The sequence below is a fragment of the Pseudomonas sp. HMSC063H08 genome (assembly GCF_001813645.1).
In the GTDB taxonomy this organism is placed as follows: domain Bacteria; phylum Pseudomonadota; class Gammaproteobacteria; order Pseudomonadales; family Pseudomonadaceae; genus Pseudomonas; species Pseudomonas aeruginosa.
In genome coordinates this window covers 31711-55530 of the sequence record NZ_KV813458.1, presented here as the reverse complement: position 1 = coordinate 55530, position 23820 = coordinate 31711, and the positions used below count along the sequence as shown (strand labels likewise).

Genomic DNA, 23820 nt, shown 5'->3' with positions numbered 1-23820 from the left:
TCCGGCAGCGCGGTGTAGTGCAGGTGGTGCGGACCGGCCCAGATGTAGATCGAGATGATCGCCCAGAAATGCACGATGGACAGGCGATAGGAGTAGATCGGTCGCCCGGCCTGCTTGGGCACGAAGTAGTACATCATGCCGAGGAAGCCGACCGAGAGGATGAAGCCGACCACACTGTGCCCGTACCACCACTGGATCATCGCGTCGGTGGCGCCGGAATAGGCCGAGTAGGACTTGCCCAGGCTCACCGGCAGCAATGCATGGTTCACGATATGGACCATCGCGGTGACGATGATGAAGGCGCCGTAGAACCAGTTGCCGACGTAGATGTGCTTCACCTTGCGGCGGGCGATGGTGCCGAAGAACAGGTAGGCATAGACCACCCAGACGATGGCCATCCACAGCGCCAGTGGCCATTCCATCTCGGCGTATTCCTTGGAGGTGGTGTAGCCCAGCGGGTAGCTGACGATCATCCCCACGATCGCCGCCTGCCAGCCCCAGAACACGAAGCGCGCCAGGGCGTCGGAAATCAGCCGCACGCCGCTGGTGCGCTGCACCACGTAGAAGGAGGTGGCGAACAACGCGCTGCCGCCGAAGGCGAAGATCACCAGGCTGGTGTGGATCGGGCGGATGCGGCCGAAGCTGGTCCAGGGCAGGTCGAGGTTGAGCGCCGGCCAGACCAGCTGGGCGGCGATGAACACCCCCAGGCCCATGCCGAGGATGCCCCAGACCAGGGTCATCAGGGTGAACTGGCGGACGACGTCGTAGTTGTAGCCGTCCGGATCTTTTCTGCTATCCGTATCGTTCATGGTCGCTGGCACGCCGGGCCCCGGGTCCGGCCGGCTGGCGAGCAGGCGCGACCCTCGGGTCCTCGTTGGGTTATCGGTATTTTTCTGGGTATCCCGTTGCCGGGTCGATGGAGTGCGGAGGTCGGATCTTCGTCTGGAAGGCTCGGAACAGACGGCTCATGGCACTGGTGGACATTCTAGGAGGGGAGCATTATTCGTCTCCAACGAATAATGTTGCTATTACAGTGCAAAATTATTGAATTGAAGCGGAGGGGGACTTCCGGGGCAGGGCGCACAACCGCTTCGTGGGATGTGCGCCAGGGCGGCTATCCGCCCTCCGCGATGGCGCTGTCGGCGATGGCAGGCTCAGCCAGTCTTTTTCTTCTTCGGCAGCAGGCGCTTGACCAGCAGCACCCCCGCCAGCACCACCGCGCCGGCGACGATGCCGAACAGGAAGTTCAGCAGGGTCGGGGTGATCGCCGCCAGCAACGGGCCCAGCGTGGCGATGCCGGCGACGCTCTGCGCGGCCTGTTCGATGGCGTGGTGGACCACCGGGATACCGTGGGTGAGGATGCCGCCGCCGACCATGAACATCGCCGCCATGCCGACCACCGACAGGCCTTTCATCAGGTACGGCGCGGTGCGCAGGATGGCGCCGCCGAGCCCTTGGGCGAAGCCGCTGTCGCGCTTGGACAGATAGAGGCCGGCGTCGTCCAGCTTGACGATGCCGGCGACCAGGCCGTAGACGCCGATGGTCATCACCAGGGCGATGCCGACCAGCACCAGCACCTGGGTGGTGAAGCTGGACTCGGCGACGGTACCGAGGGTGATGGCGATGATTTCCGCGGAGAGGATGAAGTCGGTACGGATCGCGCCGCCGATCTTCTGCTTTTCCAGGGCGGCCACGTCGACATTGGCCGCCAGCGCTGCCTCGTCGGCGTGCTCGTCGTCATGGGGCAGGTACTTGTGGGCGATCTTCTCGAAGCCCTCGAAGCACAGGTAGGCGCCGCCGAGCATCAGCAGCGGGATCACCGCCCAGGGCGCGAAGGCGCTGATCAGCAGGGCGGCGGGGACGAGGATCGCCTTGTTCCGCAGCGAGCCCTTGGCTACCGCCCAGACCACCGGCAGTTCGCGGTCGGCGTTGACCCCGGTGACCTGCTGGGCGTTCAGCGCCAGGTCGTCGCCGAGAACGCCGGCGGTCTTCTTCGCGGCGACCTTGGTCATCAGCGAGACGTCGTCGAGCACCGCGGCAATATCGTCGAGGAGGGTGAGGAGGCTGGCTCCGGCCATGTTTGGGTTTCCTTACTGGTAGGGGGCGCGAGACGCCTATTTGACAATGGAACGGTGTCAGCGAACAGAGAACCTTCGATTCCTGGGATAGGCGATCCCCTGAGATGGTTCCGAAGCCGCCCCGTGGGCGGCTAGAATACGCGGCTGTCCGCCTCTGCTGAAACAGGTCGTTATGGAATGAGCTTTTCCCTGCTCCGCCTGGTGGGATTCATCCTCGGGCTTTTCCTGGTCACCCTGGCGGCCAGCATGCTGATCCCGATGCTGACGCTGGCGCTCTTCCAGCGCTACGACGATTTCGACGCCTTCCTCTGGTCGAGCCTGCTCACCGCGGCTGCCGGCCTCGCGCTGGTCTTGCCGGGACGGCCGGCTCACGTGCATTTTCGTGCCCGGCACATGTATTTCCTGACCACCGCCAGTTGGGTGGTGGTCTGCGCCTTCGCCGCGCTGCCGATGGTGATGGCTCGGCACATCAGCTACACCGATGCGTTCTTCGAGACCATGTCGGGCATCACCACCACCGGCTCCACCGTGTTCAGCGGGCTGGACCAGATGTCGCCGGGCATCCTCATCTGGCGCTCGTTGTTGCACTGGCTCGGCGGCATCGGTTTCATCGGCATGGCGGTGGCGATCCTGCCGCTGCTGCGTGTCGGCGGCATGCGCCTGTTCCAGACCGAATCCTCCGACTGGGGCGAGAAGGTGATGCCACGCTCGCACATGGCGGCCAAGTACATCCTCGGCGTCTACGTCGCGCTTACGCTGCTGGGCGTGCTGTGCTTCTGGTGGGCGGGCATGACCCCCTTCGAGGCGTTCAACCATTCGATGGCCGCCATCTCCACGGGCGGCTTCTCCACCTCCGACGCTTCCCTCGCGCACTGGCCGCAACCGGCGGTGCACTGGGTCGCCGTGTTGTTCATGATCCTCGGCAGCCTGCCGTTCACCCTCTATGTCGCGACCCTGCGCGGCCATCGCCTGGCCTTGCTCAAGGACCACCAGGTGCATGGCTTCATCGGCTTCCTGGCGGTGACCTGGCTGGTTTTCGCCTTCTGGCTCTGGCTGAATTCCGATTACGGCTGGTGGGATGCGCTGCGCCTGGTGGCGGTCAACGTGACGTCGGTGGTGACCACCACCGGTTTCGCCCTGACCGACTACACCACCTGGGGAACCTTCGCGGTCATGCTGTTCTTCTACCTCACCTTCGTCGGCGGTTGCTCGGGCTCCACCGCCGGCGGGTTGAAGATCTTCCGCTTCCAGGTGGCCTTCGTGTTGCTCAGGGCCAACCTGCAGAACCTCGTGCATCCGCGGGCGACCATCCGGCAAAGCTACAACGGCCATCCGCTGGACGAGGAAATCGTCCGCTCGCTGATCACCTTTTCCTTCTTCTTCACCATCACCATCGGCGTGATCGCACTGGGGTTGACCATGCTCGGCCTCGACTGGGTCTCCGCGTTCACCGGTGCCGCGACCGCCGTGTGCAACGTCGGGCCCGGGCTCGGGCCGATTATCGGACCGGCGGGAAACTTTTCCAGCCTGCCGGACATGGCCAAGTGGCTGCTGACCCTCGGCATGCTGCTTGGTCGGCTGGAGATTCTCACCGTACTGGTGCTGTGCACCCGCGCGTTCTGGCGCTTCTGATCAGCCTTCGCGAGACAGGCTGGCGAGGGCCAGGCGGGCGATGGCCAGCTCGGCGTCGGTCTCCTCGCGGCTGCCGTCCTCGTCGAACCAGGCCGCCGAGAGTCCGGTCCAGGCCAGGATCCACAGCAGCAGGCGGCGGCGTTGCAGGCCGCTGGCGGCGACGACGATCTCCAGCTGGCGCTCGAAACGGCCGGGCGCCTGGGCGGTCTTCGCGTCGGGATTGGTGAACAGGTTGGCGTAGTCGTAGCCGCGCTCGCCGTAGAGCCGCTTGGGGTCGATGACTTGCCAGCCGCGCTCGCCGAAGTCGAGCACATTGCCGTGGTGGATGTCGCCATGCAGCGGGCGCTGTTCGCGAGCGGTCTCCAGCAGGTAGCGGGCGGCGTTCGCGCAGTCGACGTAGAGCCCGCCGTAGCGGCGCTCGGCGGCATACAGCGAGTCGAACCAGCGCTCCAGCGGGGTCAGTTCCGGCAACGGACCCGGGCGCGGGGCATGGATGCGTTCGATGGCCTGGCAGAGGATACGCGTAGCCTCGTCGTCGTCGCCGCGCTTGACCATCTCCAGCAGCGAGCGCCCGCCGGTGGCACGCTCCATCAGCAGCGCCTGGTGGTCGTAGGCCAGCACCCTGGCCGCGCCCTGGCCGTCCCACCAGTTGAGCAGTACGTGGCCGAAACGCTCTTCCTCGGCACTGGATATCTTCAGCATCGCCGCTGCGCCGCGATGGCGCACCGGCAGCAGGCGGCTGCTGTGGGTGGCGAAGGGCTCGCCGTCGGGTTGCAACGCCCAGCGCTCGAGGTAGGGCGAGAAATCGAGGGATTCGTTCACGGTCGGTCTCAGGCGCCCAGGCGCTGCTGGATGAAGTCGAGGAAGCACTGGATGCGCAGCGCCAGTTGCGAGTTGCGGTAGTAGACGGCGTGGATCGGTTGCCGGTATTCGCTCATCTGTTCGGCGAACAGCGGCACCAGGCGCCCGTCCTGGATATCGCGGTCGGTCATGAAGCTGGCCAGGCAGGCGATCCCCTGGTGGCTCAGGGCCAGTTGGCGGAGGGTCTCGCCGCTGGAGGCAGAGATATCCGGCTGGATCTCCAGGCGATCGCCGTCGGCGTGCACCACCGGCCAGCGGTTGAGGTGCTCGGGCTGGGTGAAGCCGAGCAGGGTGTGCCCTCGCAGCCCCTCGATGCTCGTCGGCATGCCGTGGCGGGCCAGGTACTCCGGGCTGGCGAGGATGTGCAGGCGGCTGGCGCCCAGCGGCCGCGCGTGCAGGGTGGAGTCGCTGAGCGCGCCGATGCGGATCGCCACGTCGGTGCGTTGCTCCAACAGGTCGATGATCAGGTCGTTGGTGTTGAGTTCGAGCTGGATGTTCGGGTACAGCCGGCGGAACTCGCCGATGTGCGGCACCACCGCGTGCAGCATGAAGGGCGAGGCGGCGTTGATCCGCAGGCGCCCGGCGGGGCTCTGCCGGCGCAGGGCCAGGCGTTCCTCGAGCGCCTCCATCTGCTGCAGGATCTGCCGTGCCTGGTCGAGGAAGTAGCGGCCTTCCTCGGTCAGCTCCATGCGCCGGGTGGTGCGGTTGAGCAGGGTGGTGCCGAGCTTGTGCTCGAGGCGCGAGAGGGTCCGGCTGACGGCCGAGGCGGTCAGTCCCATCTGTTCCGCGGCGGCGCTGATGGAACCGCTGTCGACTACACTGACGAAGCTTTGCAGTTCATCGGAGTTGGCTTTCATTCGTGACTCCAGGGCAATCATTGCCGAAGCATAGCGATGTTTTCGGCAAGGACTGAAGAGGCACGCGTGCCCGCAGGAGGTTTTCATGCCCGGCCACCGCATCACCCTCACCGGAGAAAAGCAGACGCTCCTGATCACCCTCTACGCCAAGGCGCTGGATAGCCGCCTGGACGATTCCATCCTCCATGACCGTTTCGCCGAGGAGGCGGTGCGGCAGATCGACTTCGACTTCTCCAGGGTCGCCCTCGGCAAGGGCAACGAACGGGCCCTGGCCATGCGCTCGCATTACTTCGACCAGGCCTGCCGCGACTTCCTCGGCCGCCATCCCGAGGGGCAGGTGCTCAACCTCGGTTGCGGCCTGGACAGCCGTATCTACCGGGTCGATCCGCCGGCCGAGCTGCCCTGGTTCGACCTTGACTACCCGGAGGTCATGGACCTGCGCGAGCGGCTCTACCCGCCGCGCGCCGGCGCCTATCGGGCGCTGCGCCACTCGGTGGACGACGACGGCTGGCTGCAAGGGGTGCCGCGCGAGCGGCCCGCCCTGGTCCTGGCCGAGGGGCTGATGCCTTATCTGCGGGAGTCCCAGGTGCGACGCCTGGTGGAACGCCTGGTCGACCACCTGGGTAGCGGCGAGCTGCTGTTCGACGGCTACGGCCGCCTCGGCATCATGCTGCTGCGCCTGTATCCGCCGCTGCGCGAGACCGGGGCGCAGGTGTACTGGAGCATCGACGACCCGCGCGAACTCGAGCGGTGGCATCCGGCCCTGCGCTTCATCGAGGAGGTCACCGACTATGACCCGCAGGACGTTGCCAAGCTGCCGCAGTCGTCGCGGCTGATGCTGCCGATCTACAACGGCTTCGCCTTCCTGCGGCGGATGGGGCGGCTGATCCGCTACCGTTGGCCCAGGGTCTAGGCGCCGCAGGCGAGGCCGGGGTCAGGCGAGCACCGCCACCGACTTGATCTGCGCCCACAACAGCTGGCCGGGTCGTAGTTGCAGCTGGTCCCGCGAGTAACGGGTGATCCGCGCCAGCAGCGGATTGCCGCCGGCATCCAGGCGCACTAGTACGTGGGCCGCGGTGTCGGTATCGACCAATTCCAGGACCCGTACCGGCAGGCGGTTGAGGATGCTGCTCTGGGCGTCGTCGCGCAGGTTCAGGCTGACGTCGCGCGCCTGTACCTTGAAGCGCAGGCGCTTGCCGGGGGCCAGCGGGGCGTGGGCGACGCGCATTTGCAGCGCGCTGCCGGGCAGGACCAGGGTCAGCAGGCCGTAGGCCGGGTCGTGGTCGCTGACCGTGCCTTCGATCACCACCCCGGCATCGTCGTCCAGCGCCAGCGGCAGGTCGACTCGCGCCAGGGTTTCGCCGATCGGCCCGCTGGCGCGGACCTTGCCGTTCTCCAGCAGCACCAGGTGATCGGCCAGGCGCGCCACTTCGTCTGGCGAGTGGCTGACATAGAGCACCGGGATGTCCAGTTCCTCATGCAGGCGCTCGAGATAGGGCAGGATCTCGCCCTTGCGCTTCAGGTCGAGGGATGCCAGAGGCTCGTCCATCAGCAGCAGGCGCGGGCTGGTGAGCAGGGCCCGGGCGATGCCGACGCGTTGCTGCTCGCCGCCGGAGAGGCGTTCCGGCATGCGTTCCAGCAAGTGCTCGATGCCCAGCAGGGCGCAGGCCTGTTCCAGCTCGACGCGGCGTTCGGCGGCGGCGATGCGCTTGAGACCGAAGGCCAGGTTGCGCCGCACCGTCAGGTGGCGGAACAGGTTGGCATCCTGGAACACGTAGCCGAGGGCACGTCGGTGGGGCGCGACGAAGAGGTTGCGGCGGCTGTCCTGCCAGGTCTCGCCGTTGATCGTCACCTCGCCCTCGGCGGCCTTTTCCAGGCCGGCGATACAGCGCAGGCAAGTGCTCTTGCCGGAGCCTGAATGGCCGAACAGAGCGGTCACGCCACGACCGGGAAGAGCCAGGTCGATGTCCAGTTCGAAGCCGGGGTAGGCGCGGCGGAAGCGCAGGCGCAGGCCATCCATCTCAGGCCCAGCCCGGCCGGCGGCGCCGGCCCGAATAGAGGGCGAGGAGGACGACGAAGGAGAACGCCACCATGCCGCCGGCCAGCCAGTGGGCCTGGGCGTATTCCATGGCTTCGACGTGATCGAATATCTGCACCGAGACCACGCGGGTTTTCTCCGGGATGTTGCCGCCGATCATCAGCACCACGCCGAACTCGCCGACGGTATGGGCGAAGCCTAGGATCGCGGCGGTGACGAAACCCGGCCGGGCCAGCGGCAGGACCACGCTGAAGAAACGGTCGACGGGGCTCGCGCGCAGGGTCGCGGCAGCCTCCAGCGGTTTTTCGCCGATCGCCTCGAAGGCGTTCTGCAACGGTTGCACGACGAAGGGCAGCGAGTAGAACACCGAGCCGACCACCAGGCCGGCGAAGGTGAAGGGCAGGGTGCCGAGACCGAGGCTCTGGGTGAGCTGGCCGATGAAACCGTTGGGACCCATGCTGACCAGCAGGTAGAAGCCGATCACCGTCGGCGGCAGCACCAGCGGCAGGGCCACCACCGCGCCGATCGGCCCCTTCAGCCAGGAGCGGGTGCGCGCCAGCCACCAGGCGATGGGTGTGCCGATCAGCAGCAGGAGGAGGGTGGTGAGCGAAGCCAGCTCGATGGTCAGCCAGATGGCCGCCAGGTCCGTACTGTCGAGTGGCAACGCCATGCAGGTCCCGCCTTAGAGTTCGTAGCCGTAGGACTTGATCAGCGCGACGGCCTTGGCGCCCTTCAGGTAGTCGACCAGGGCCTTGGCGGCGGCGTTGTCCTTGCCTTTGTTGAGGATGACCGCGTCCTGGCGGATTGGGTCGTGCAGCTCGGCGGGAACGATCCAGGCCGAGCCGGTTGCGACTTTACCATCCTTGTAGATCTGCGACAGGGCGACGAAGCCCAGTTCGGCGTTGCCGCTGGAAACGAACTGGTAGGCCTGGCTGATGTTCTGGCCTTCCACCAGCTTCGGCCCGAGCGTGGCGGCGAGGCCGAGCTTGTCCATCGCCTGGGTGGCGGCGAGGCCGTAGGGCGCGGTCTTCGGGTTGGCGATGGACAGGTGCCTGAAGCTGCCGCTCTTCAGCACCTCGCCCTTGGCGTCGACGTAGCCGGCCTTGGGCGACCAGAGTGCCAGGGTGCCGATGGCATAGGTGAAGCGCGAGCCGGGCACGATCTCGCCTTCCTGCTCCAGTTTCGCCGGAGTGCTGTCGTCGGCGGAGAGGAACACCTGGAACGGCGCGCCGTTCTTGATCTGCGTATAGAACTGGCCGGTGGCGCCGTAGGCGGCGACCAGCCTGTGCCCGGTGTCTTTCTCGAATTCCTTGGCGATGGCCTGGATCGGCGCGGTGAAGTTGGCCGCGACGGCGACCTGCACCTCGTCGGCGCTGGCGGCCAGGGATACGGCGCTGGCGAGGAGGGCGAGCAACAGCTGGGGCAGGCGGGTGGTCATGGAGTGCTCCTGTGGGGGGCGAACGAAGTTGGCGGACGGGGCTGGCGCAAGCTTAGGGGTTCGCTATGGCTTTTGGAATATAGCGCTACGCGGAAATTGATCTGGCGCAAGTCGCTCAGCCGGCCAGCGCGCGGAAACGCCGACGCGGCGCGGCCTCGCCGGGGAGTGCCAGGCAGCCGGCGCAGACCAGGCGGACGATGTTTTCCGCCGCCTGCCGGTAGTCGCTCGCGTCCAGCCCGGCCTGGCCGGTGAGGCGCGCCAGTTGCCAGCCGCCAAGGGCATAGGACTCGGTCATCGCCCACAGGTTGAGCAGCAGGTGGTACGGATCCAGCGGCGCCAGCAGGCCTTCGTCGATCCACTGGCGGATGCGCTCGGCGTTGCGTTCCGCCTGGGCGTCGAGGCGTTCCAGCAGCGCCGCCGGCATGCGCGGCGCGCCGCGCATGATCTCGCAGGAGAAGACCCTGGCCGCGTGCGGCCGCTCGGCGCCGATGCGCATCTTGTTGTCGACGTAGGCGCGTAGCGCCTCGGCGGGCGGCTGGTCACCGGCGAATGGCCGGGAGGCTTCCAGCAGAGGCTCGACGATGCTGTCCAGCACCGCCTCGTAGAGTTGCGCCTTGGAGCGGTAGTAATAGAGCACGTTGGCTTTCGCCACGCCGGCGCGCTCGGCGACGTCGCTGAGCCGGGCGGCGCTGAAGCCGCAGTCGGCGAAGACTTCGCAGGCGGCGTCGAGGATCAGTTGCAGGTTGCGTTGGCGGATCTTCTTCATCGGGACCGATACGGGGCAGGTTTCGTTGTTAATATTTTTATATAACGAATGCCTTGTGCCTGGATAGTCGTCGCCAGGCCGGCGACGCTTGATCGGATGCGCATTGCCAAGCCGTGGGGGCGCTGGTATCTGTATGCATGAACAGTGCCAGGCTCCGCTTCCCGTGAATTCCCCAGCGCTTCCCGAACCCTTCTACTACCTGCACAACTTCCGCGCGGTGCTCGCCTGGATCGGCGAACGCTATGCCGATCTGCTCGACGATCAGGAACGTGCCTTCATCGCCGCGTTCGCCGAATTGCCCGAGGCTAGCCAAGCCCTGCTGGTGCGCATGGTGATGCGCAAGGGCACGCTGTTCCGCGAAGGCAAGCTGGCCTATGCCGAGATCGGCGACACGCGCGCCGCCGTGCAACCGCTGTTGGCACTGGGCTGGGTGGACGCGCAGCCGGCCCTGGAACTGGCGCAACTGTTCGGCTTGCTGAAGAAGGATGAGTTGTCGCAGCTGTTCAGGGACCATCTCGGGCGCGCGAACCTGCGCAAGGATGCGCTGCTGGAACGGCTCCAGCCGTTGTTCCCCGAGGCGCGGCGGCTCGCCGAGTGGCAGGCCGACTTCGCCGAACCGGTCTACGAGTTGCGCTGCATGGCGCTCTGCGACCGCTTGCGGTTGATGTATTTCGGCAACCTGTGGCAGGACTGGTCGGAGTTCGTCCTTGCCGACCTGGGCATCTATCGTTACGAAAGCGTCGAGTTTTCCGCCGATTCCCGCGGCTTTCGCCTGCGCGCCGACGTCGACGCCTATCTCCACCTGTTCGACTGCCGACAGCGCTTCGACCTCGGCGAGCCGCTGGAGGAACTGCTCGCCGGCCTGCCGGGCGAACCCTACGCCAATCCCTGGCTGGAAGGGCGGCGGGTCAAGCTGCTGTTCCAGTTCGCCCAGTACTGCGAAAAGCAGCGGGATTTCGACCTAGCCCAGCGGCTCTATCGCCAATCCAGCCACCCCGGCGCGCGCCTGCGGGCGATTCGCAGCCTGGAACGTGGCGAGCGCTTCGCCGAAGCCCATGCATTGGCGCGGGAGGCCAGCTGTGCGCCGGAAAGCGACGCCGAACGCCAGGGCCTGGCCCGATTGCTGCCGCGCCTGCAAGGCAAGCTCGGCCTGCCGCGACAGGCGCGGGCGGCGGCTCCGGAAATCGAACGCCTGGACCTGTGCCTGGCGTTCCCGAGCGAACCCTGTAGCGTCGAGGGGGCGGTCCGCGAGCACCTGGAAGAGCCCGGTTGCGCGGTGCACTACGTCGAGAACGGCCTGATCAATTCGCTGTTCGGGCTGCTCTGCTGGGAGGCGATCTTCGCCGCCATTCCTGGGGCGTTCTTCCATCCCTTCCACAGCGCGCCGGCGGACCTGCACAGCGCCGACTTCCGCCAGCGCCGCGCCGCCCTGTTCGAGGCCTGCCTGGGGCGGCTGGAGGACGGCAGCTACCGCGACGCGATCCGCTGTCGCTACCGCGACAAGTTCGGCCTGCAGTCGCCTTTCGTCTACTGGGAGCTGCTTGGCGAGGAACTGCTCGAACAGGCGCTCGATTGCCTGCCGGCGGCCCACCTGCGCGCCTGGTTCGAACGCCTGCTGGAGGATATCCCGGGCAACCGCGCCGGCCTGCCGGACCTGATCCAGTTCTGGCCGGCGCAGCGTCGCTACCGGATGGTCGAGGTCAAGGGACCGGGCGACCGCCTGCAGGACAACCAGTTGCGCTGGCTGCAATTCTGCCGCGAGCGGGAGATGCCGGTGGCGGTCTGCTACGTGCGCTGGCATGTCGATGACTGAGCAGGGCGGCGAGGCGCTGTACCAGGTGGCGGTGCGCGCGCTTTGCGAGTTCAGCGCCAAGCGCGGCGACCTCGACCTGCGCTTCACCCCGTCGCCCAGCGCCCTGGAAGGCATCGCCGGACATACCCTGGTGACCTCCCGGCGCCCCGCTCACTACCAGCGCGAAGTGGCGCTGGACGGACGCTATCGTCACTTGCAGGTGCGCGGCCGGGCGGATGGCTACGATCCGCAGGCGAACTGCCTGGAGGAAATCAAGACCCACCGCGGCGACCTCGCCCTGCAACCGGCCAACCACCGGCACCTGCACTGGGCCCAGGCCAGGGTCTACGGCTGGCTGCTCTGCGCCGAACGGAAGCTGGAGGAAGTCGAACTGGCGCTGGTCTACCTGGAGGTCGGCAGCCAGAAGGAGACCCGCTTCGTCGAGCGGGTGCGGGCCGACGAGCTGCGGCTGTTCTTCGAGAGCCAGTGCCAGGCGTTTCTCGCCTGGGCCGAGCAGGAACTGGCGCACCGCCAGCGGCGCGACCGCGAACTGGCCGCGTTACGCTTTCCCCACGCCGAATTCCGCCACGGCCAGCGGCAACTGGCGGAGGCGGTGTACAAGGCCGCCTCCGCCGGTTGTTGCCTGATGGCCCAGGCGCCGACCGGGATCGGCAAGACCATCGGCACGCTGTTCCCGCAACTCAAGGCGATGCCCGGGCAGCGCCTGGACCGGCTGTTCTTCCTGGCCGCCAAGACCCCGGGCCGGGCCCTCGCGCTGCATGCCCTGCGCAGCCTGGAAGGGGAGACCGGCGGACTGCCGGTGCGGGTGCTGGAACTGTTGGCGCGGGACAAGGCCTGCGAGCATCCGGACAAGGCCTGCCACGGCGAGTCCTGTCCCCTGGCCCAGGGCTTCTACGAACGCCTGCCGGCGGCACGCGCCGCCGCCGTGGAGGCGCGCTGGCTGGACCAGGCGCGGTTGCGCGAGGTGGCGCTGGCGCACCGGGTCTGTCCCTACTACCTGGGCCAGGAACTGGCGCGCTGGTGCGACCTGGCGGTGGGCGACTACAACTACTACTTCGACCTCGGCGCCATGCTCCATGGCCTGGCCCAGGTCAACCAGTGGCGGGTGGCGGTACTGGTGGACGAGGCGCACAACCTGGTGGAGCGCGGCCGGCGGATGTATTCCGCCGAACTCGACCAGGGCGATTTCCTCGGTGTGCGCAAGACCGCCCCGGAGGCCCTGAGGAAACCGCTGGAGCGCATCCAGCGTGCCTGGAACGAACTGGGCAAGACCCAGGCGGACGACTACCAGGCCTACGACGAGCCACCGCAGAAGCTGCTCCTGGCCTTGCAGAACGCGGTGGCGGCGATCAACGACCTGCTCGCCGAGCAACCGCAGGCGCTGGAGCCGGCGTTGCAGGAGTTCTACTTCGCGATCCTGCAGTTCGGCCGTCTCGCCGAGCTGTTCGGCGAGCATTCGCTGTTCGACATCGAGAAGCGCCCAGGCCGCAACGGCCGCAGCCTGGCCCGGCTGTGCCTGCGCAACGTGGTGCCGGCGGCGTTTCTCGCCGAGCGCTTCGCCGCCAGCCGCTCCACCGTGCTGTTCTCCGCTACCCTCGGGCCGCGCGACTATTACGCCGACCTGCTTGGCCTGCCGGCGGGCACGCCCTGGCTGGAAGTGGACTCGCCATTCAGCGCCGAGCAATTGGAGGTGCACATACAGCGTCGGGTTTCCACGCGCTATGCGCAGCGTCAGGCCTCCCTGGCGCCCATCGCGGCGATTCTCGGCGAGCAGTTTCGCCAGCGGCCGGGCAACTACCTGGCCTTCTTCAGCAGCTTCGATTACTTGCAGCAGACGCTGGACGTCTTCCGCCAGGCATACCCGTGGGTGCCGTGCTGGAGCCAGACGCGACGGATGGACGAGGCGGAGCGCCGGGCCTTCCTCGAACGCTTCGTCGCGGGCGGCGAGGGCATCGGCTTCGCCGTGCTCGGCGGTGCCTTCGGCGAAGGCATCGACCTGCCTGGAGAGCGCCTGATCGGCGCCTTCATCGCCACCCTAGGGTTGCCCCAGGTGAATCCGGTGAACGAGCAGATCCGCCTGCGCATGCAGCGCCTGTTCGGTGACGGCTACGACTACACCTACCTGTATCCGGGACTGCAGAAGGTGGTCCAGGCCGCCGGGAGGGTGATCCGCAGCCGCAGCGATCGCGGCGTGGTGCACCTGATCGACGACCGTTTCGCCCAGGCCAGGGTGCGCCGGTTGCTACCGGGCTGGTGGCAACTGCGTTGACCGGTGGCGATACGCCGGCAGGTGCTGCCGGACAGCCGGGCAGCCATGTATAATCGCGTCCCCACGATTTCCCCCGATCCGGATACGCCATGGCTTCCGCTCCCGACGCTCTTCCCCAGGCCCTTTCCTCCGACGACGCTCCGGCCCAGGCCGCGCCGAGCGACGCCAGCGCGTTGCTGAAGGCCGCCCTGGCGAAGAAGAACCAGGCCCAGCTCTATCCGCAGCGGAAGATCCACGACAAGGGCCAGCGTCCCGGCATGGCGCCGCGCGGTACCCGTCGTTCGATGGGCAAGCGCTGAGGCCTTTCCCGCGCCTGGCGTTTTGTGGGCCAGTTCCCGCCACGAAGGATCAAAGCGGGCAGCCTTAACAGTTTTGCCCTTTCGCGGCCGTAGGTCGCAGCCCCATCCCTTATGCTCGCCGCCCCTGGGCGAGCCGCGTCGATGCAGCGCGCCCGTTTGCCGGAATCCGCCTGCTGCATGTCGCGTCACCTTCCATCGTCTTTCGTTTCCCTGCGCAGCCTGGCCGGGCATGCGCCCGCTGTGCTTTGCGTGCTGCTGCTGGCGTTGCTCAGCGCCAGCCTGGCCAGCCAGACGCGCTCGCTGCGCCGCGAGCTGGCGGAATTGCCCGCCGCAGCGGCCCCGGCGCCGCCAGCCAACCCTTCAGCGGCCCCGCGCGCGGCGTTAGCCGGCTTGTTCGGTGGCGCTCCGTCGCCGCGCGGCGCGACGGCGGGCGAGCGTCTGCAATTACGCCTGCTGGCCTGCTTCCTGGCGCGTCGCGAGGACCGCTCGGCGGCGCTGATCGCGGTGGCCGGGCGCTCGCAGCGCTTCCTGCCGGGCGCCGAAGTGCGCCCCGGCACCGTGCTGCTGGCGGTTCATCGCGACCATGTGGTGCTGCGCGACCAGGGTTATGAAGAACGTCTGTATTTCCCCAAAGCCGAAGGGGCAGAAACCACCCATGCCACGTTGTAGTACCCGTTCCGCCCAGCGCCTGTCTCCGCTGTTCCTGGTCCTGTCGCTGGCCGTCCTCGGCCTGGCGCCGCCGGTCCATCCGGCACCTGCCGCGACTGCCGCCGCGCAAGAGGAAGAGCAGTGGACGATCAACATGAAGGATGCCGAGATCGGCGACTTCATCGAGCAGGTATCGAGCATCAGCGGCCAGACCTTCGTCGTCGATCCGCGGGTGAAGGGACGGGTGACGGTGGTATCCCAGGCGCGGCTCAGCCTGGCGGAGGTCTACCAACTGTTCCTTTCGGTGCTCGCCACCCATGGCTACGCGGTGCTGCCGCAGGGCGACCAGGCGCGTATCGTGCCGAACATGGAGGCACGCCAGGACGCCGCGCAGAAGACCGTCCGCGATGGGCCGGGCAGCCTGGAGACGCGGGTGGTCCAGGCGCAGCAGACCTCGGTGGCGGAACTGATCCCGATGATCCGGCCGCTGGTCCCGGCCCATGGCCATCTGGCCGCCGTGCCGTCGGCCAACGCGCTGATCGTCAGCGACCGCCGCGCCAACATCGAGCGCATCGAGGCGATCGTGCGCAGCCTCGACCGGGCCGGCGAACATGACTACAGCATCTACGACATGCGCCATGCCTGGGTCGCGGAAATCGCCGAGGTGCTCGATCGCAGCGTCACCCCGGCCGCCGGGAAGAGCGCCGCCACCGTCCAGGTCCTCGCCGACAGCCGCAGCAACCGCCTGGTCCTGCTCGGGCCGCCGCAGGCGCGAGCGCGCTTGCTGCGGCTGGCGCAGTCGCTCGACGTCCCCTCGTCGCGGTCGGCGAACAGCCGGGTGATCCGCCTGCGCCATGGCGACGCCAAGACCCTCGCCGCCACCCTCGGGGAGATCGGCGAATCGCTGCGCGGCGAGCGGGGCCAGGATGGACGGGGAAGCGGCAAGCGCGGCCTGCTGGTGCGCGCCGACGAATCGCTGAATGCCCTGGTGATCCTCGCCGACCCGGAGGATGTCGGTCTGCTCGAGGACATCGTCCGCCAGCTCGACGTGCCGCGTGCGCAACTGTTGGTGGAGGCGGCGATCGTCGAGCTGTCCGGCGAGATCGGCGACGCCCTCGGGGTGCAATGGGCGCTGCGTAGCGGGCATGTCGCCGGCGGCGCTGGCTTCGCCGACAGCGGGTTGTCCATCGGCACCCTGCTAGGCGCGTTGCAGGCCGGCAAGCCGCCGGCAGAGCTGCCCGACGGTGCGATAGTCGGCCTCGGCAGTCGCGATTTCGGCGCACTGGTCACCGCGCTGAGCCGCAATAGCCGCAGCAACCTGCTGTCGACGCCGAGCCTGCTGACCCTGGACAACCAGAAGGCGGAAATCCTGGTCGGCCAGAACGTGCCGTTCCAGACCGGCAGCTACACCACCAGCGCCAGCGGTTCGAGCAATCCGTTCACCACTGTCGAGCGCAAGGATATCGGGGTGACCCTCAAGGTCACGCCGCACATCGGCGAGGACCGCATGCTGCGCCTTGAGATCGAGCAGGAAATATCCTCCATCGCGCCAACCGCCACCCTGGCGGCGAAGGCGGTGGACCTGGTGACCAACAAGCGCTCGATCAAGAGCACCGTACTGGCCGACGACGGCCAGGTCATCGTCCTCGGCGGACTGATCCAGGACGACCTGCTACGCAGCGATTCGCGGGTACCGCTGCTGGGCGACATCCCCGGCTTCGGCCGGCTGTTCCGCTCGTCCCGCGAGACCCGGGTGAAGCGCAACCTGATGGTCTTCCTGCGACCGAGCATCGTCCGCGATGCCGCCGGCCTGGAGCGCATCAGCCATGGCCGTTACCGTTCCATCCAGTTGCTGCGCGGTGCTGCCGGCGAACCGGTACGCCCGCTGTTCGAGGATGCCGGCGCCATCGACCTGCGTCCCGCCGCCCACGTCGCACCGGCACCTATTGGCTCGCCGCGCAGCTATCCGGCTCCAGCCCCGGTGCTGATGGAGAAGCCGCGCCTGGCGGACCCGGCGTCCCTGGGCGACGGTCGCGGCGGCGAGGTGCTGGAGGTTCGCCAGGGCACGCACGCGCCGCAGCCGCCGTCACCCCAGCGCTACGCCGTGCGATTGGTCGAGGGCAGCAGCGAAGCCTTCATGCGCGCGCTGATCGAGCGGCATCCGGGCCTGTCGTTGCGTTTGCGCCGCGAACTGCGCGATGGCCAGGAGCTGTTCGCGGTGGAGCGGGGCGACTACCTCGACCCGGAGCAGGCACGCCGGGCCCTGGCGGAACTGCCCGAAAGCCTGCCGCGAGGGAAGGCGCGGGTGATTGCGCATACGCCGGGAAGCGCCCTGTGACGGACTTCGAATCCTTGCGTCGCGCTTCGTCCACCGGATTGACCGGCGCGCTGCGGCGGCCGCGCTCCGGCGCAGCGCCACTGCCAGATCTGGCAGTTGTCGCTGGCGGGGACGGAGGCTTTAGTAGCCGCACTTTTTTCCAGGGCCGGGCAGTGGGACCGCAATGCATGGACGACATCGAGACCAGAGTGAGGAAGCTGGTAGCCGCCCGGCTCGGCGTGGAGGAATGCGACATCCGGCTGGACAGCGATTTCCGTAACGACTTCGGTGCCGAGTCGCTCGAGGTGGTCGAACTGGTCATGGCCCTGGAAGCGGAGTTCGGCGTCGAGATCGCCGATGACGATGCGGAACGGATCGAGACCGTGCGCCAGGCCATCGACTATCTCGAGGAAGCCGTGCCGACCTGACTCCCCCTGGACCACCGGCCGATGCCGTGGTCATTCCCTGCGAAACGCTGTGCGCCACCTCCCGCCCGTGCCGGCGGCAAGGTGCGCGACGTCCCGCGCTTCGATTACGCCGGATCGTCCAGCCCGCCCCGGGCCGATCCGGCTTTTTTTTGCCCGCCACCGCGGTAGCGAGGCAGCCGCCGTCGGTTGGATTTCCTGAATCTTCCGGCGCCTCGCCGGTCGACCGGACAGGGGCGTTGCGCCATTCGCGGTGCGCGCTCGCCATTCGTAACGGAGGTCGCCATGGCTACACGACGGAAAACCACACCCCAGGAAATCGACGACATTCAGGACCGCATGGGTTCGATACGCGAACTCGATTTCGACGAGCGCCGCCAGGCGCGCAAGGCACGGATCGGCGACGAGCGGCCCGAGGCCGAGGTGGAAGCCGAGTTTTCCCCGCGGCGGGTACGCGAGGCGGGCCACGCCGGCGGGCAGCCGGACGAGGACGACGGTTACCAGGATAACGTCGGCATGGACGATCTGGCGCCGGAGACCCTGATCGATGAAAGCGGTGCCCGCTCGCCGGCCGAGCGCGGTGGCGAATCGCCCGCGGACAAGCGCCTGAGGGTCGTGCATGGCAACGAGATCGGCGCTGGCCACGGCCTCGACGAAGCCGAGCTGGCACGTCGCGATCCGCTCGACGGCTCCTCCACCGAGGAGCGCTGAGCGCGCGCAGACTGTATCGAAGTATTTCCGGCGCCTGGCGTTCTGTGATCGATTCGGCTCGGTTGTGGTGCGCTGCCGCACGCTTTACCGCCGGATGGAGCGGGGCACCGGATTTACTGCAAAAGCTGATAGTTGTCTTCCCGGGTGACGGCGTTGCACGGTCCTGCGGCGTGCAACCCGGCCTGGGCGAAATACCGGCGGAGCGGACCAGGCTATCCCGTCGGAGGCGATGTCGCCGGGCTGCTGGCTTTCAAGGTTTCCCTTCGATGACCAGGAGCTACCCATGCAGCACAAAAGATCCCGCGCCCTGGCGAGCCCGCGCTCGCCGTTCCTCTTCGCCCTGCTGGCGCTCGCCGTGGGCGGCACGGCCAACGCCCATGACGATGGCCTGCCGGCCTTCCGCTATTCGGCGGAGCTACTCGGCCAGTTGCAATTGCCCAGCGTGGCCCTGCCGCTGAATGACGAACTGTTCCTCTACGGTCGCGACGCCGAGGCGTTCGACCTCGAGGCCTACCTGGCCTTGAACGCGCCGGCGCTGCGCGACAAGAGCGAATACCTGGAGCACTGGAGCGGCTACTACAGCATCAACCCGAAAGTGTTGCTGACCCTGATGGCCATGCAGTCCGGGCCGTTGGGTGCGCCGGACGAGCGCGCCTTGGCGGCGCCGCTGGGGCGGCTGTCGGCGAAACGCGGCTTCGATGCCCAGGTACGCGACGTGTTGCAGCAGTTGTCGCGACGCTACTACGGTTTCGAGGGATACCAGTTGCGCCAGGCGGCTGCGCGCAAGGCCGTCGGCGAGGACGGCCTGAACGCGGCATCGGCCGCGCTGCTCGGTCTGTTGCGAGAGGGGGCGAAGGCCTCCGCCGTGCAAGGCGGCAATCCGCTCGGCGCCTACGCGCAGACCTTCCAGCGCCTGTTCGGCACCCCGGCCGCGGAACTCCTGCAGCCGCGCAACCGCGTGGCCCGGCAACTCCAGGCGAAGGCCGCGCTGGCGCCGCCATCCAACCTGATGCAATTGCCCTGGCGCCAGGGCTATTCCTGGCAGCCCAACGGAGCGCATTCGAACACCGGCTCGGGCTATCCGTACTCGTCCTTCGATGCGTCCTACGACTGGCCGCGCTGGGGCAGTGCGACCTACAGCGTGGTCGCCGCCCACGCCGGCACGGTACGGGTGTTGTCGCGCTGCCAGGTACGGGTGACCCACCCCAGCGGCTGGGCGACCAACTACTACCACATGGACCAGATCCAGGTGAGCAACGGCCAGCAGGTCAGCGCCGACACCAAGCTCGGCGTCTATGCCAGCAACATCAACACCGCGCTCTGCGAGGGTGGCAGCTCCACCGGACCGCACCTGCATTTCTCGCTGCTCTACAACGGCGCCTTCGTTTCCCTGCAGGGAGCCAGCTTCGGTCCGTACCGGATCAACGTCGGCACCAGCAACTACGACAATGACTGTCGCCGCTACTATTTCTACAACCAGAGCGCCGGCACCACCCATTGCGCTTTCCGCCCGTTGTACAACCCCGGCCTGGCGCTCTGAGTCGGCGCGGGGCCCGGCTCCAGCCGGGCTCCGCGCGAGGCTCCGCCGCGAGCGAAACGGCGCTGAACACCTGGCGCGTCGCTGCCGCCGCGCCCGGCGCCAAGCTGACCGCGTGGGCCGGCATGCTCAGCCGCGCCGTGGCAGCAGGGCGTAGGCGTCGCGAACCACATCCTTGCCGTAGTGGCGCTCCAGGCGGCGGACGACGAAGTGACCGCGCGCCATGGCCTGGAAATGGTTCATGAACACCGTGTTGATCGCCGCGCCGCCGAGGGCGCCGACGATGGGCACGATCTGCGCCGCGAGCTTTTCCGAATACTGCACGCCCAGGCGCTCGGCGACCTTGCGCACCAGGGCCAGGAGCATGGGCGCGGCCTTCTTGCTGCCGGCGTCCTTGCCGAGGAAGTCGGCGGCCGCCTTGACCTGCTGGGCCAGCGCCGTACGCACCGCGTAGTAGCCGGACTCCGACGCGTCGTCCGAGGCGGATTTGCCGCCGAGGGCGAAGACTTCGATACAGGCCATCAGGGTGTCCATGTCCCTGATCGACTCGCCCTCGCTGCGCGCGATGTCGGCGATGGAACGGAAGATGATGCCGGTGGTGACCGGCACCTCGACCAGCATCGCCAGCGGCCCGAAGAAGCCGCCGACGCCACCGGAAACGGCGGCGCCGAGGGTATGCAGGCGGTTCGCCGGTTGACCGCTGGCGTTTTCCTGGAGAGTGGCGGTGGCCGAGCGGGCGACTTTCAGCAGCGCTCCCTCGATCACCGAACCGAGCTTCTCGTTGACCTTCCGCGGCAGCTTCTTCAGGCCGTATTCGATCGGCGTGCCCAGCAGGCTGGTGAGTTGCGCGGTGAGTCCAGGGTTCTCCAGCAGGTTCTTGGCGGCCTGGAGTTGCTTGAGATCGGCGGGGGAAAGGCTCATGGAAGGTCCGGCTGACGGTGGTCGGTCAACCTAACCACTGTCCGCCGGCGTTGTCCACGCTCAATAGTCGCCGCGCTTGCGGAAGGCCCAGCGGCCGGCGAGGAAGGTGAAGCTGGCGACCAGCACGAGCATGATCCAGAAGCCTTCAGGATCGTCGGCGAAGGGAATCCCGCCGACGTTCATGCCGAAGAAGCCGGCGACGATGTTGATCGGCAGGGCCAGCACCGTGACCATGGTCAGGGTGAAGAGGATGCGGTTGTTCTGTTCGTTGAGCTTGGCCGCGATCTCTTCCTGCAGCAGCTTGATCCGTTCGCCCAGGGCGGTCAGGTCGCTGATCACCAGGGAGAACTCCTCGGTGGCTTCGCGCAGCTCACGCAGGTCGGCATCCTGTAGCCATTCCGGCGGTCGGTTTAGCAGGCGCAGCAGCGAACCGGGCTCCAGCGCCAGCAGGCGTTGCAGGCGTACCAGCACGCGCCGCATGGCGCCGAGGTCGGCGCGGTTGGCGGAGAGGCGCAGGGCCAGTAGCTGGTCCTCGATGCGGTCCACTGCGACGCTGGTTTCGCGGACGATCTGGGTCAGCACGTCGCCCTGGTCGCGCAACAGGTGGATCAGCAACTGCAGGGGTGAACGGAAAGGTTCGCCATGCTTCACCGAAGAGCGCAGCTTGTCCACCGAGCGCAGCGGTTGCGCTCGTGCACTGACCAGCAGCCGGCCGCGGGCGCAGACCCACAGGGTGGCCACGTCCGAGGAAACCAGGCCGAAGTTGAAGACCACGTCGTTGACCACTGCCAGCAGCGCCGAGTCGACGTGTTCGATGCGCGTCGAGCGCGACCCTTCGCGCAGGCTTTCGAAGAAATACTCCGGCAGTTCCAGATGCTTCTTCATCCAGCGCTCGCAGGCGGCATGGGCGAGGTTCAGGTGCAGCCAGAGGAACTCGTCCGGCGCCTCCTCGCGAGCCTGCCGCAGGCAGGCGAGGGCGGTAGCCGAGTCGATTTCCCGCCCCGCTTCGCCGGGGCGGAAACGGAAACCGTAGATCAGGCCGAACAGGTCGGCGTCCTGGGGCGGGGAGATACCGTGATGCATGGTCGCTCGCGGGAGAGGATCGGTTGGATAACTTGGCATCGTGACGATGACGCTTTGATTGCAGGACGATGAAGGCCGCTTCGCGGGATGCCCGGCGATGCTTTCCGTTGGAACTGTCGGGGGCGTCTTGCCGTCGCCTCGCGCCGACGAACTACGAGGTGCCGGGAAGTGCTATTTCATTTCTCCCGGTTTTTTATGAAATACGCATCGTAGAGTTCTGATATTTGCCCGCTGGGTTATTTATTCGATTTGCCGTGCCAGGTGATGGGGGTTGTTTATAAAGTATTATAACTTTTTGATTATATATTGTTTATCAATTAGATAGGCGTGTGATGGCTAAATGGCTGCATGTTTTCCAGGGGTTATCTAAATTGAATTTTTCATAGGGGTTTTCTTAGTCGTTATATATAAAGTCAGACTCGCCTTTTATTTAAAAGCTGCTATTTCTGGATTACATGGTGCGGCCGTTCGGTCGCTGCTTGACAAGAGGAATGTCGGAAATGTCGATCCAGGCGAAAGTTACCCCTATCGATCAGAGTATTTCTTCTGCGGCTGCCGTCGAGGTTCCGGAAAACGGGATACTCAAACTCTCCCAGAGCAGTAATATCGCGCTCGATGTCGCACCGGAGTCGGTGGCGGGATACTCGAAGAGCGGTTCGGACCTGATCGTCCAGCTGAAGACCGGGGAAAGCGTCCGGATCGCCAACTTCTATGCGGAAGGCCAGCCTTCCAGCCAACTGTTCCTGGCCGACAAGGACAAGCTGGTGGCGGTAGATCTGCCGCCGGTCGCTGCCGACGGGCCGCTGATGGCCGGCTACATCCCGCAGGAAAGCCTGGCCGGTTTCGAGTCGCTGACCGGCGCCGGTGTGCTCGGTGGCATGAGCGCAGGGACTGCGCTGCTGGTCGGTGCGGCGGCCATCGGCGCCGGGGTGGCGATTTCCAACAGCAGCGGCGGCGGTGGCGGCGGTTCTTCGGTGCCCCCGGACACCACTCCGCCGAAGGCGGCCAGCGGCCTGAAGATAGCGCCTGACGGCAGCAGCATCAGCGGCCAGGCCGAGGCCGGCGCGAGCGTCGGCATCGATACCAATGGCGACGGCAAGCCGGACCTCACCGTGATCGCCGATGCCAACGGCAATTTCACCGCTCCGCTGAACCCGCCGCTGACCAATGGCGAGACGGTGACGGTGATCGTTACCGACCCGGCCGGCAACAGCAGCACCCCGGTCACCGCCGAAGCCCCTGACTTCCCCGACGCGCCCCAGGTCAATGCCAGCAACGGCAGCGTCCTCAGTGGTACGGCGGAAGCGGGCGTGACCATCGTGATCACCGACGGCAACGGCAATCCGATCGGCCAGACCAGCACCGATGCCAACGGCAACTGGAGCTTTACCCCCGGTAGCCAACTGCCGGATGGCACCGTGGTCAATGTGGTGGCCAGGGACGCCGCCGGCAACAGCAGCCCGGCGACCTCCATCACCGTCGACGGCGTGGCGCCGAGCGCGCCGGTGGTCGAGCCGAGCAACGGCAGCGAACTCAGCGGGACTGCCGAACCGGGCAGCAGCGTGACCCTGACCGACGGCAATGGCAATCCGATCGGCCAGACCACCGCCGATGCCAACGGCAACTGGTCTTTCACGCCGTCCACCCCGTTGCCGGACGGTACCGTGGTCAACGTGGTGGCCAGGGATGCCGCCGGCAACAGCAGTCCGCCGGCCAGCGTTACCGTGGATGCCGTCGCGCCGGCCACGCCCACCGTCGATCCGAGCAACGGTACGACCCTCAGCGGCACCGCCGAGCCGGGCAGTAGCGTGACCCTGACCGACGGCAACGGTAACCCGATAGGGCAGGTCACCGCCGACGGCAGCGGCAACTGGACCTTCACCCCGAGCACACCGTTGCCCAACGGCACGGTGGTCAACGCCACGGCTACCGACCCGTCCGGCAACGCCAGTTCGCCGGCCAGCGTCACCGTGGACGCCGTGGCACCGGCCACGCCAGTGGTCAACCCGAGCAACGGCACCACGCTCAGCGGCACCGCCGAGCCGGGCGCCACCGTGACCCTGACCGACGGCAACGGCAACCCGATAGGGCAGGTCACCGCCGATGGCAGCGGCAACTGGAGCTTCA

General features: G+C 67.1%; 21 protein-coding genes. 11 read left to right on the top strand and 10 right to left on the bottom strand.

Features of this window, described 5'->3' with window-relative positions:
• Both HMPREF2924_RS16035 and HMPREF2924_RS16030 read right to left on the bottom strand, forming a co-directional pair.
• Positions 1 to 809 (bottom strand): cbb3-type cytochrome c oxidase subunit I (locus tag HMPREF2924_RS16035; protein ID WP_177344961.1); only part of this gene is annotated, 809 nt, incomplete at its 3' end.
• 345 nt (positions 810 to 1154) lie between these two features.
• A complete protein-coding gene (locus HMPREF2924_RS16030; RefSeq protein ID WP_003088054.1) occupies positions 1155 to 2078 on the bottom strand; it encodes a DUF808 domain-containing protein in 924 nt (307 codons plus the stop codon).
• Between the two features lie 177 nt (positions 2079 to 2255).
• On the opposite strand from HMPREF2924_RS16030, the gene HMPREF2924_RS16025 reads away from it, so the two are divergent.
• Positions 2256 to 3710: a TrkH family potassium uptake protein gene (locus HMPREF2924_RS16025; protein ID WP_003088056.1), complete on the top strand. Its 1455-nt coding sequence runs from the start codon at positions 2256 to 2258 to the stop codon at positions 3708 to 3710.
• Here HMPREF2924_RS16025 and HMPREF2924_RS16020 read toward each other — a convergent pair whose 3' ends face one another.
• Both HMPREF2924_RS16020 and HMPREF2924_RS16015 read right to left on the bottom strand, forming a co-directional pair.
• Positions 3711 to 4532: an aminoglycoside phosphotransferase family protein gene (locus HMPREF2924_RS16020; RefSeq protein WP_003088058.1), complete on the bottom strand. Its 822-nt coding sequence runs from the start codon at positions 4530 to 4532 to the stop codon at positions 3711 to 3713.
• A gap of 8 nt (positions 4533 to 4540) precedes the next feature.
• Positions 4541 to 5428, bottom strand: a complete 888-nt coding sequence (locus tag HMPREF2924_RS16015) for a LysR family transcriptional regulator (RefSeq protein WP_003088060.1) — start codon at positions 5426 to 5428, stop codon at positions 4541 to 4543.
• A gap of 85 nt (positions 5429 to 5513) precedes the next feature.
• Here HMPREF2924_RS16015 and HMPREF2924_RS16010 point away from each other — a divergent pair, with 85 nt between their 5' ends.
• On the top strand, positions 5514 to 6341 hold the full coding sequence (locus tag HMPREF2924_RS16010; RefSeq protein ID WP_003132742.1) for a class I SAM-dependent methyltransferase: 828 nt from the start codon (positions 5514 to 5516) through the stop codon (positions 6339 to 6341).
• Between the two features lie 21 nt (positions 6342 to 6362).
• Here HMPREF2924_RS16010 and modC read toward each other — a convergent pair whose 3' ends face one another.
• The 4 genes from modC to HMPREF2924_RS15990 all read right to left on the bottom strand — a co-directional run bounded on the left by modC (position 6363) and on the right by HMPREF2924_RS15990 (position 9670).
• Complete coding sequence (gene modC, locus HMPREF2924_RS16005) at positions 6363 to 7448, bottom strand: molybdenum ABC transporter ATP-binding protein (RefSeq protein ID WP_003098212.1); 1086 nt, start codon at positions 7446 to 7448, stop codon at positions 6363 to 6365.
• A gap of 1 nt (position 7449) precedes the next feature.
• Positions 7450 to 8136 carry a molybdate ABC transporter permease subunit gene (modB, locus tag HMPREF2924_RS16000; protein ID WP_003088068.1) on the bottom strand — a complete coding sequence of 229 codons (687 nt, stop codon included), beginning with the start codon at positions 8134 to 8136 and terminating at the stop codon, positions 7450 to 7452.
• A 12-nt stretch (positions 8137 to 8148) separates the two neighbouring features.
• The gene (gene modA / locus HMPREF2924_RS15995) at positions 8149 to 8904 is read right to left on the bottom strand and encodes a molybdate ABC transporter substrate-binding protein (RefSeq protein ID WP_003098213.1); all 756 of its coding nucleotides are present in this window, start codon (positions 8902 to 8904) and stop codon (positions 8149 to 8151) included.
• Positions 8905 to 9019: 115 nt separating this feature from the next.
• Positions 9020 to 9670 (bottom strand): TetR/AcrR family transcriptional regulator, encoded by a 651-nt coding sequence (locus tag HMPREF2924_RS15990; protein WP_003088072.1) that lies wholly within the window; start codon positions 9668 to 9670, stop codon positions 9020 to 9022.
• 133 nt (positions 9671 to 9803) lie between these two features.
• Between HMPREF2924_RS15990 and fan1 the strand changes: the two genes are divergently transcribed.
• The 8 genes from fan1 to lasA all read left to right on the top strand — a co-directional run bounded on the left by fan1 (position 9804) and on the right by lasA (position 19692).
• Positions 9804 to 11483 (top strand): nuclease Fan1, encoded by a 1680-nt coding sequence (fan1, locus tag HMPREF2924_RS15985; RefSeq protein ID WP_003132740.1) that lies wholly within the window; start codon positions 9804 to 9806, stop codon positions 11481 to 11483.
• On the top strand, positions 11476 to 13752 hold the full coding sequence (locus HMPREF2924_RS15980; protein WP_003132738.1) for an ATP-dependent DNA helicase: 2277 nt from the start codon (positions 11476 to 11478) through the stop codon (positions 13750 to 13752). The genes fan1 and HMPREF2924_RS15980 overlap by 8 nt, the downstream gene beginning before the upstream one ends.
• An 89-nt stretch (positions 13753 to 13841) precedes the next feature.
• On the top strand, positions 13842 to 14051 hold the full coding sequence (locus HMPREF2924_RS15975) for a hypothetical protein (RefSeq protein ID WP_003088087.1): 210 nt from the start codon (positions 13842 to 13844) through the stop codon (positions 14049 to 14051).
• A 141-nt stretch (positions 14052 to 14192) separates the two neighbouring features.
• Positions 14193 to 14720 (top strand): type VI pilus biosynthesis protein, encoded by a 528-nt coding sequence (locus HMPREF2924_RS15970; RefSeq protein ID WP_003113617.1) that lies wholly within the window; start codon positions 14193 to 14195, stop codon positions 14718 to 14720.
• Positions 14707 to 17037 carry a type II secretion system secretin GspD gene (gene gspD, locus HMPREF2924_RS15965; protein ID WP_023094774.1) on the top strand — a complete coding sequence of 777 codons (2331 nt, stop codon included), beginning with the start codon at positions 14707 to 14709 and terminating at the stop codon, positions 17035 to 17037. Before HMPREF2924_RS15970 ends, gspD begins: the two co-directional genes overlap by 14 nt.
• Positions 17038 to 17204: 167 nt before the next feature.
• Positions 17205 to 17444, top strand: a complete 240-nt coding sequence (gene acpP, locus HMPREF2924_RS15960; protein WP_003132735.1) for an acyl carrier protein — start codon at positions 17205 to 17207, stop codon at positions 17442 to 17444.
• A 282-nt stretch (positions 17445 to 17726) separates the two neighbouring features.
• Complete coding sequence (locus tag HMPREF2924_RS15955) at positions 17727 to 18152, top strand: hypothetical protein (RefSeq protein WP_003088094.1); 426 nt, start codon at positions 17727 to 17729, stop codon at positions 18150 to 18152.
• Between the two features lie 283 nt (positions 18153 to 18435).
• Positions 18436 to 19692: an elastinolytic metalloprotease LasA gene (gene lasA, locus HMPREF2924_RS15950; protein ID WP_023094773.1), complete on the top strand. Its 1257-nt coding sequence runs from the start codon at positions 18436 to 18438 to the stop codon at positions 19690 to 19692.
• Positions 19693 to 19818: 126 nt separating this feature from the next.
• On the opposite strand, the gene HMPREF2924_RS15945 is transcribed toward lasA, so the two are convergent.
• On the bottom strand, positions 19819 to 20610 hold the full coding sequence (locus tag HMPREF2924_RS15945) for an EcsC family protein (protein WP_003106675.1): 792 nt from the start codon (positions 20608 to 20610) through the stop codon (positions 19819 to 19821).
• Between the two features lie 60 nt (positions 20611 to 20670).
• A complete protein-coding gene (locus tag HMPREF2924_RS15940; protein ID WP_003088098.1) occupies positions 20671 to 21693 on the bottom strand; it encodes a transporter in 1023 nt (340 codons plus the stop codon).
• Between the two features lie 500 nt (positions 21694 to 22193).
• Here HMPREF2924_RS15940 and HMPREF2924_RS35525 point away from each other — a divergent pair.
• A partial coding sequence (locus HMPREF2924_RS35525) for an Ig-like domain-containing protein (protein ID WP_141765546.1) occupies positions 22194 to 23820 on the top strand: 1627 nt, incomplete at its 3' end.

Excerpts from the sequence above, each read along its gene's own strand:
- modB (WP_003088068.1), bottom strand. The coding sequence starts at position 8,136 with ATGGCGTTGCCACTCGACAGTACGGACCTGGCGGCCATCTGGCTGACC.
- fan1 (WP_003132740.1), top strand. The coding sequence starts at position 9,804 with ATGCATGAACAGTGCCAGGCTCCGCTTCCCGTGAATTCCCCAGCGCTT.
- HMPREF2924_RS15975 (WP_003088087.1), top strand. The coding sequence starts at position 13,842 with ATGGCTTCCGCTCCCGACGCTCTTCCCCAGGCCCTTTCCTCCGACGAC.
- modC (WP_003098212.1), bottom strand. The coding sequence starts at position 7,448 with ATGGATGGCCTGCGCCTGCGCTTCCGCCGCGCCTACCCCGGCTTCGAA.
- acpP (WP_003132735.1), top strand. The coding sequence starts at position 17,205 with ATGGACGACATCGAGACCAGAGTGAGGAAGCTGGTAGCCGCCCGGCTC.
- HMPREF2924_RS15970 (WP_003113617.1), top strand. The coding sequence starts at position 14,193 with ATGCAGCGCGCCCGTTTGCCGGAATCCGCCTGCTGCATGTCGCGTCAC.
- HMPREF2924_RS15945 (WP_003106675.1), bottom strand. The coding sequence starts at position 20,610 with ATGAGCCTTTCCCCCGCCGATCTCAAGCAACTCCAGGCCGCCAAGAAC.
- HMPREF2924_RS16015 (WP_003088060.1), bottom strand. The coding sequence starts at position 5,428 with ATGAAAGCCAACTCCGATGAACTGCAAAGCTTCGTCAGTGTAGTCGAC.
- HMPREF2924_RS15940 (WP_003088098.1), bottom strand. The coding sequence starts at position 21,693 with ATGCATCACGGTATCTCCCCGCCCCAGGACGCCGACCTGTTCGGCCTG.
- HMPREF2924_RS16030 (WP_003088054.1), bottom strand. The coding sequence starts at position 2,078 with ATGGCCGGAGCCAGCCTCCTCACCCTCCTCGACGATATTGCCGCGGTG.
- HMPREF2924_RS15980 (WP_003132738.1), top strand. The coding sequence starts at position 11,476 with ATGACTGAGCAGGGCGGCGAGGCGCTGTACCAGGTGGCGGTGCGCGCG.
- HMPREF2924_RS16010 (WP_003132742.1), top strand. The coding sequence starts at position 5,514 with ATGCCCGGCCACCGCATCACCCTCACCGGAGAAAAGCAGACGCTCCTG.
- gspD (WP_023094774.1), top strand. The coding sequence starts at position 14,707 with ATGCCACGTTGTAGTACCCGTTCCGCCCAGCGCCTGTCTCCGCTGTTC.
- HMPREF2924_RS15990 (WP_003088072.1), bottom strand. The coding sequence starts at position 9,670 with ATGAAGAAGATCCGCCAACGCAACCTGCAACTGATCCTCGACGCCGCC.
- HMPREF2924_RS15955 (WP_003088094.1), top strand. The coding sequence starts at position 17,727 with ATGGCTACACGACGGAAAACCACACCCCAGGAAATCGACGACATTCAG.
- modA (WP_003098213.1), bottom strand. The coding sequence starts at position 8,904 with ATGACCACCCGCCTGCCCCAGCTGTTGCTCGCCCTCCTCGCCAGCGCC.
- lasA (WP_023094773.1), top strand. The coding sequence starts at position 18,436 with ATGCAGCACAAAAGATCCCGCGCCCTGGCGAGCCCGCGCTCGCCGTTC.
- HMPREF2924_RS16025 (WP_003088056.1), top strand. The coding sequence starts at position 2,256 with ATGAGCTTTTCCCTGCTCCGCCTGGTGGGATTCATCCTCGGGCTTTTC.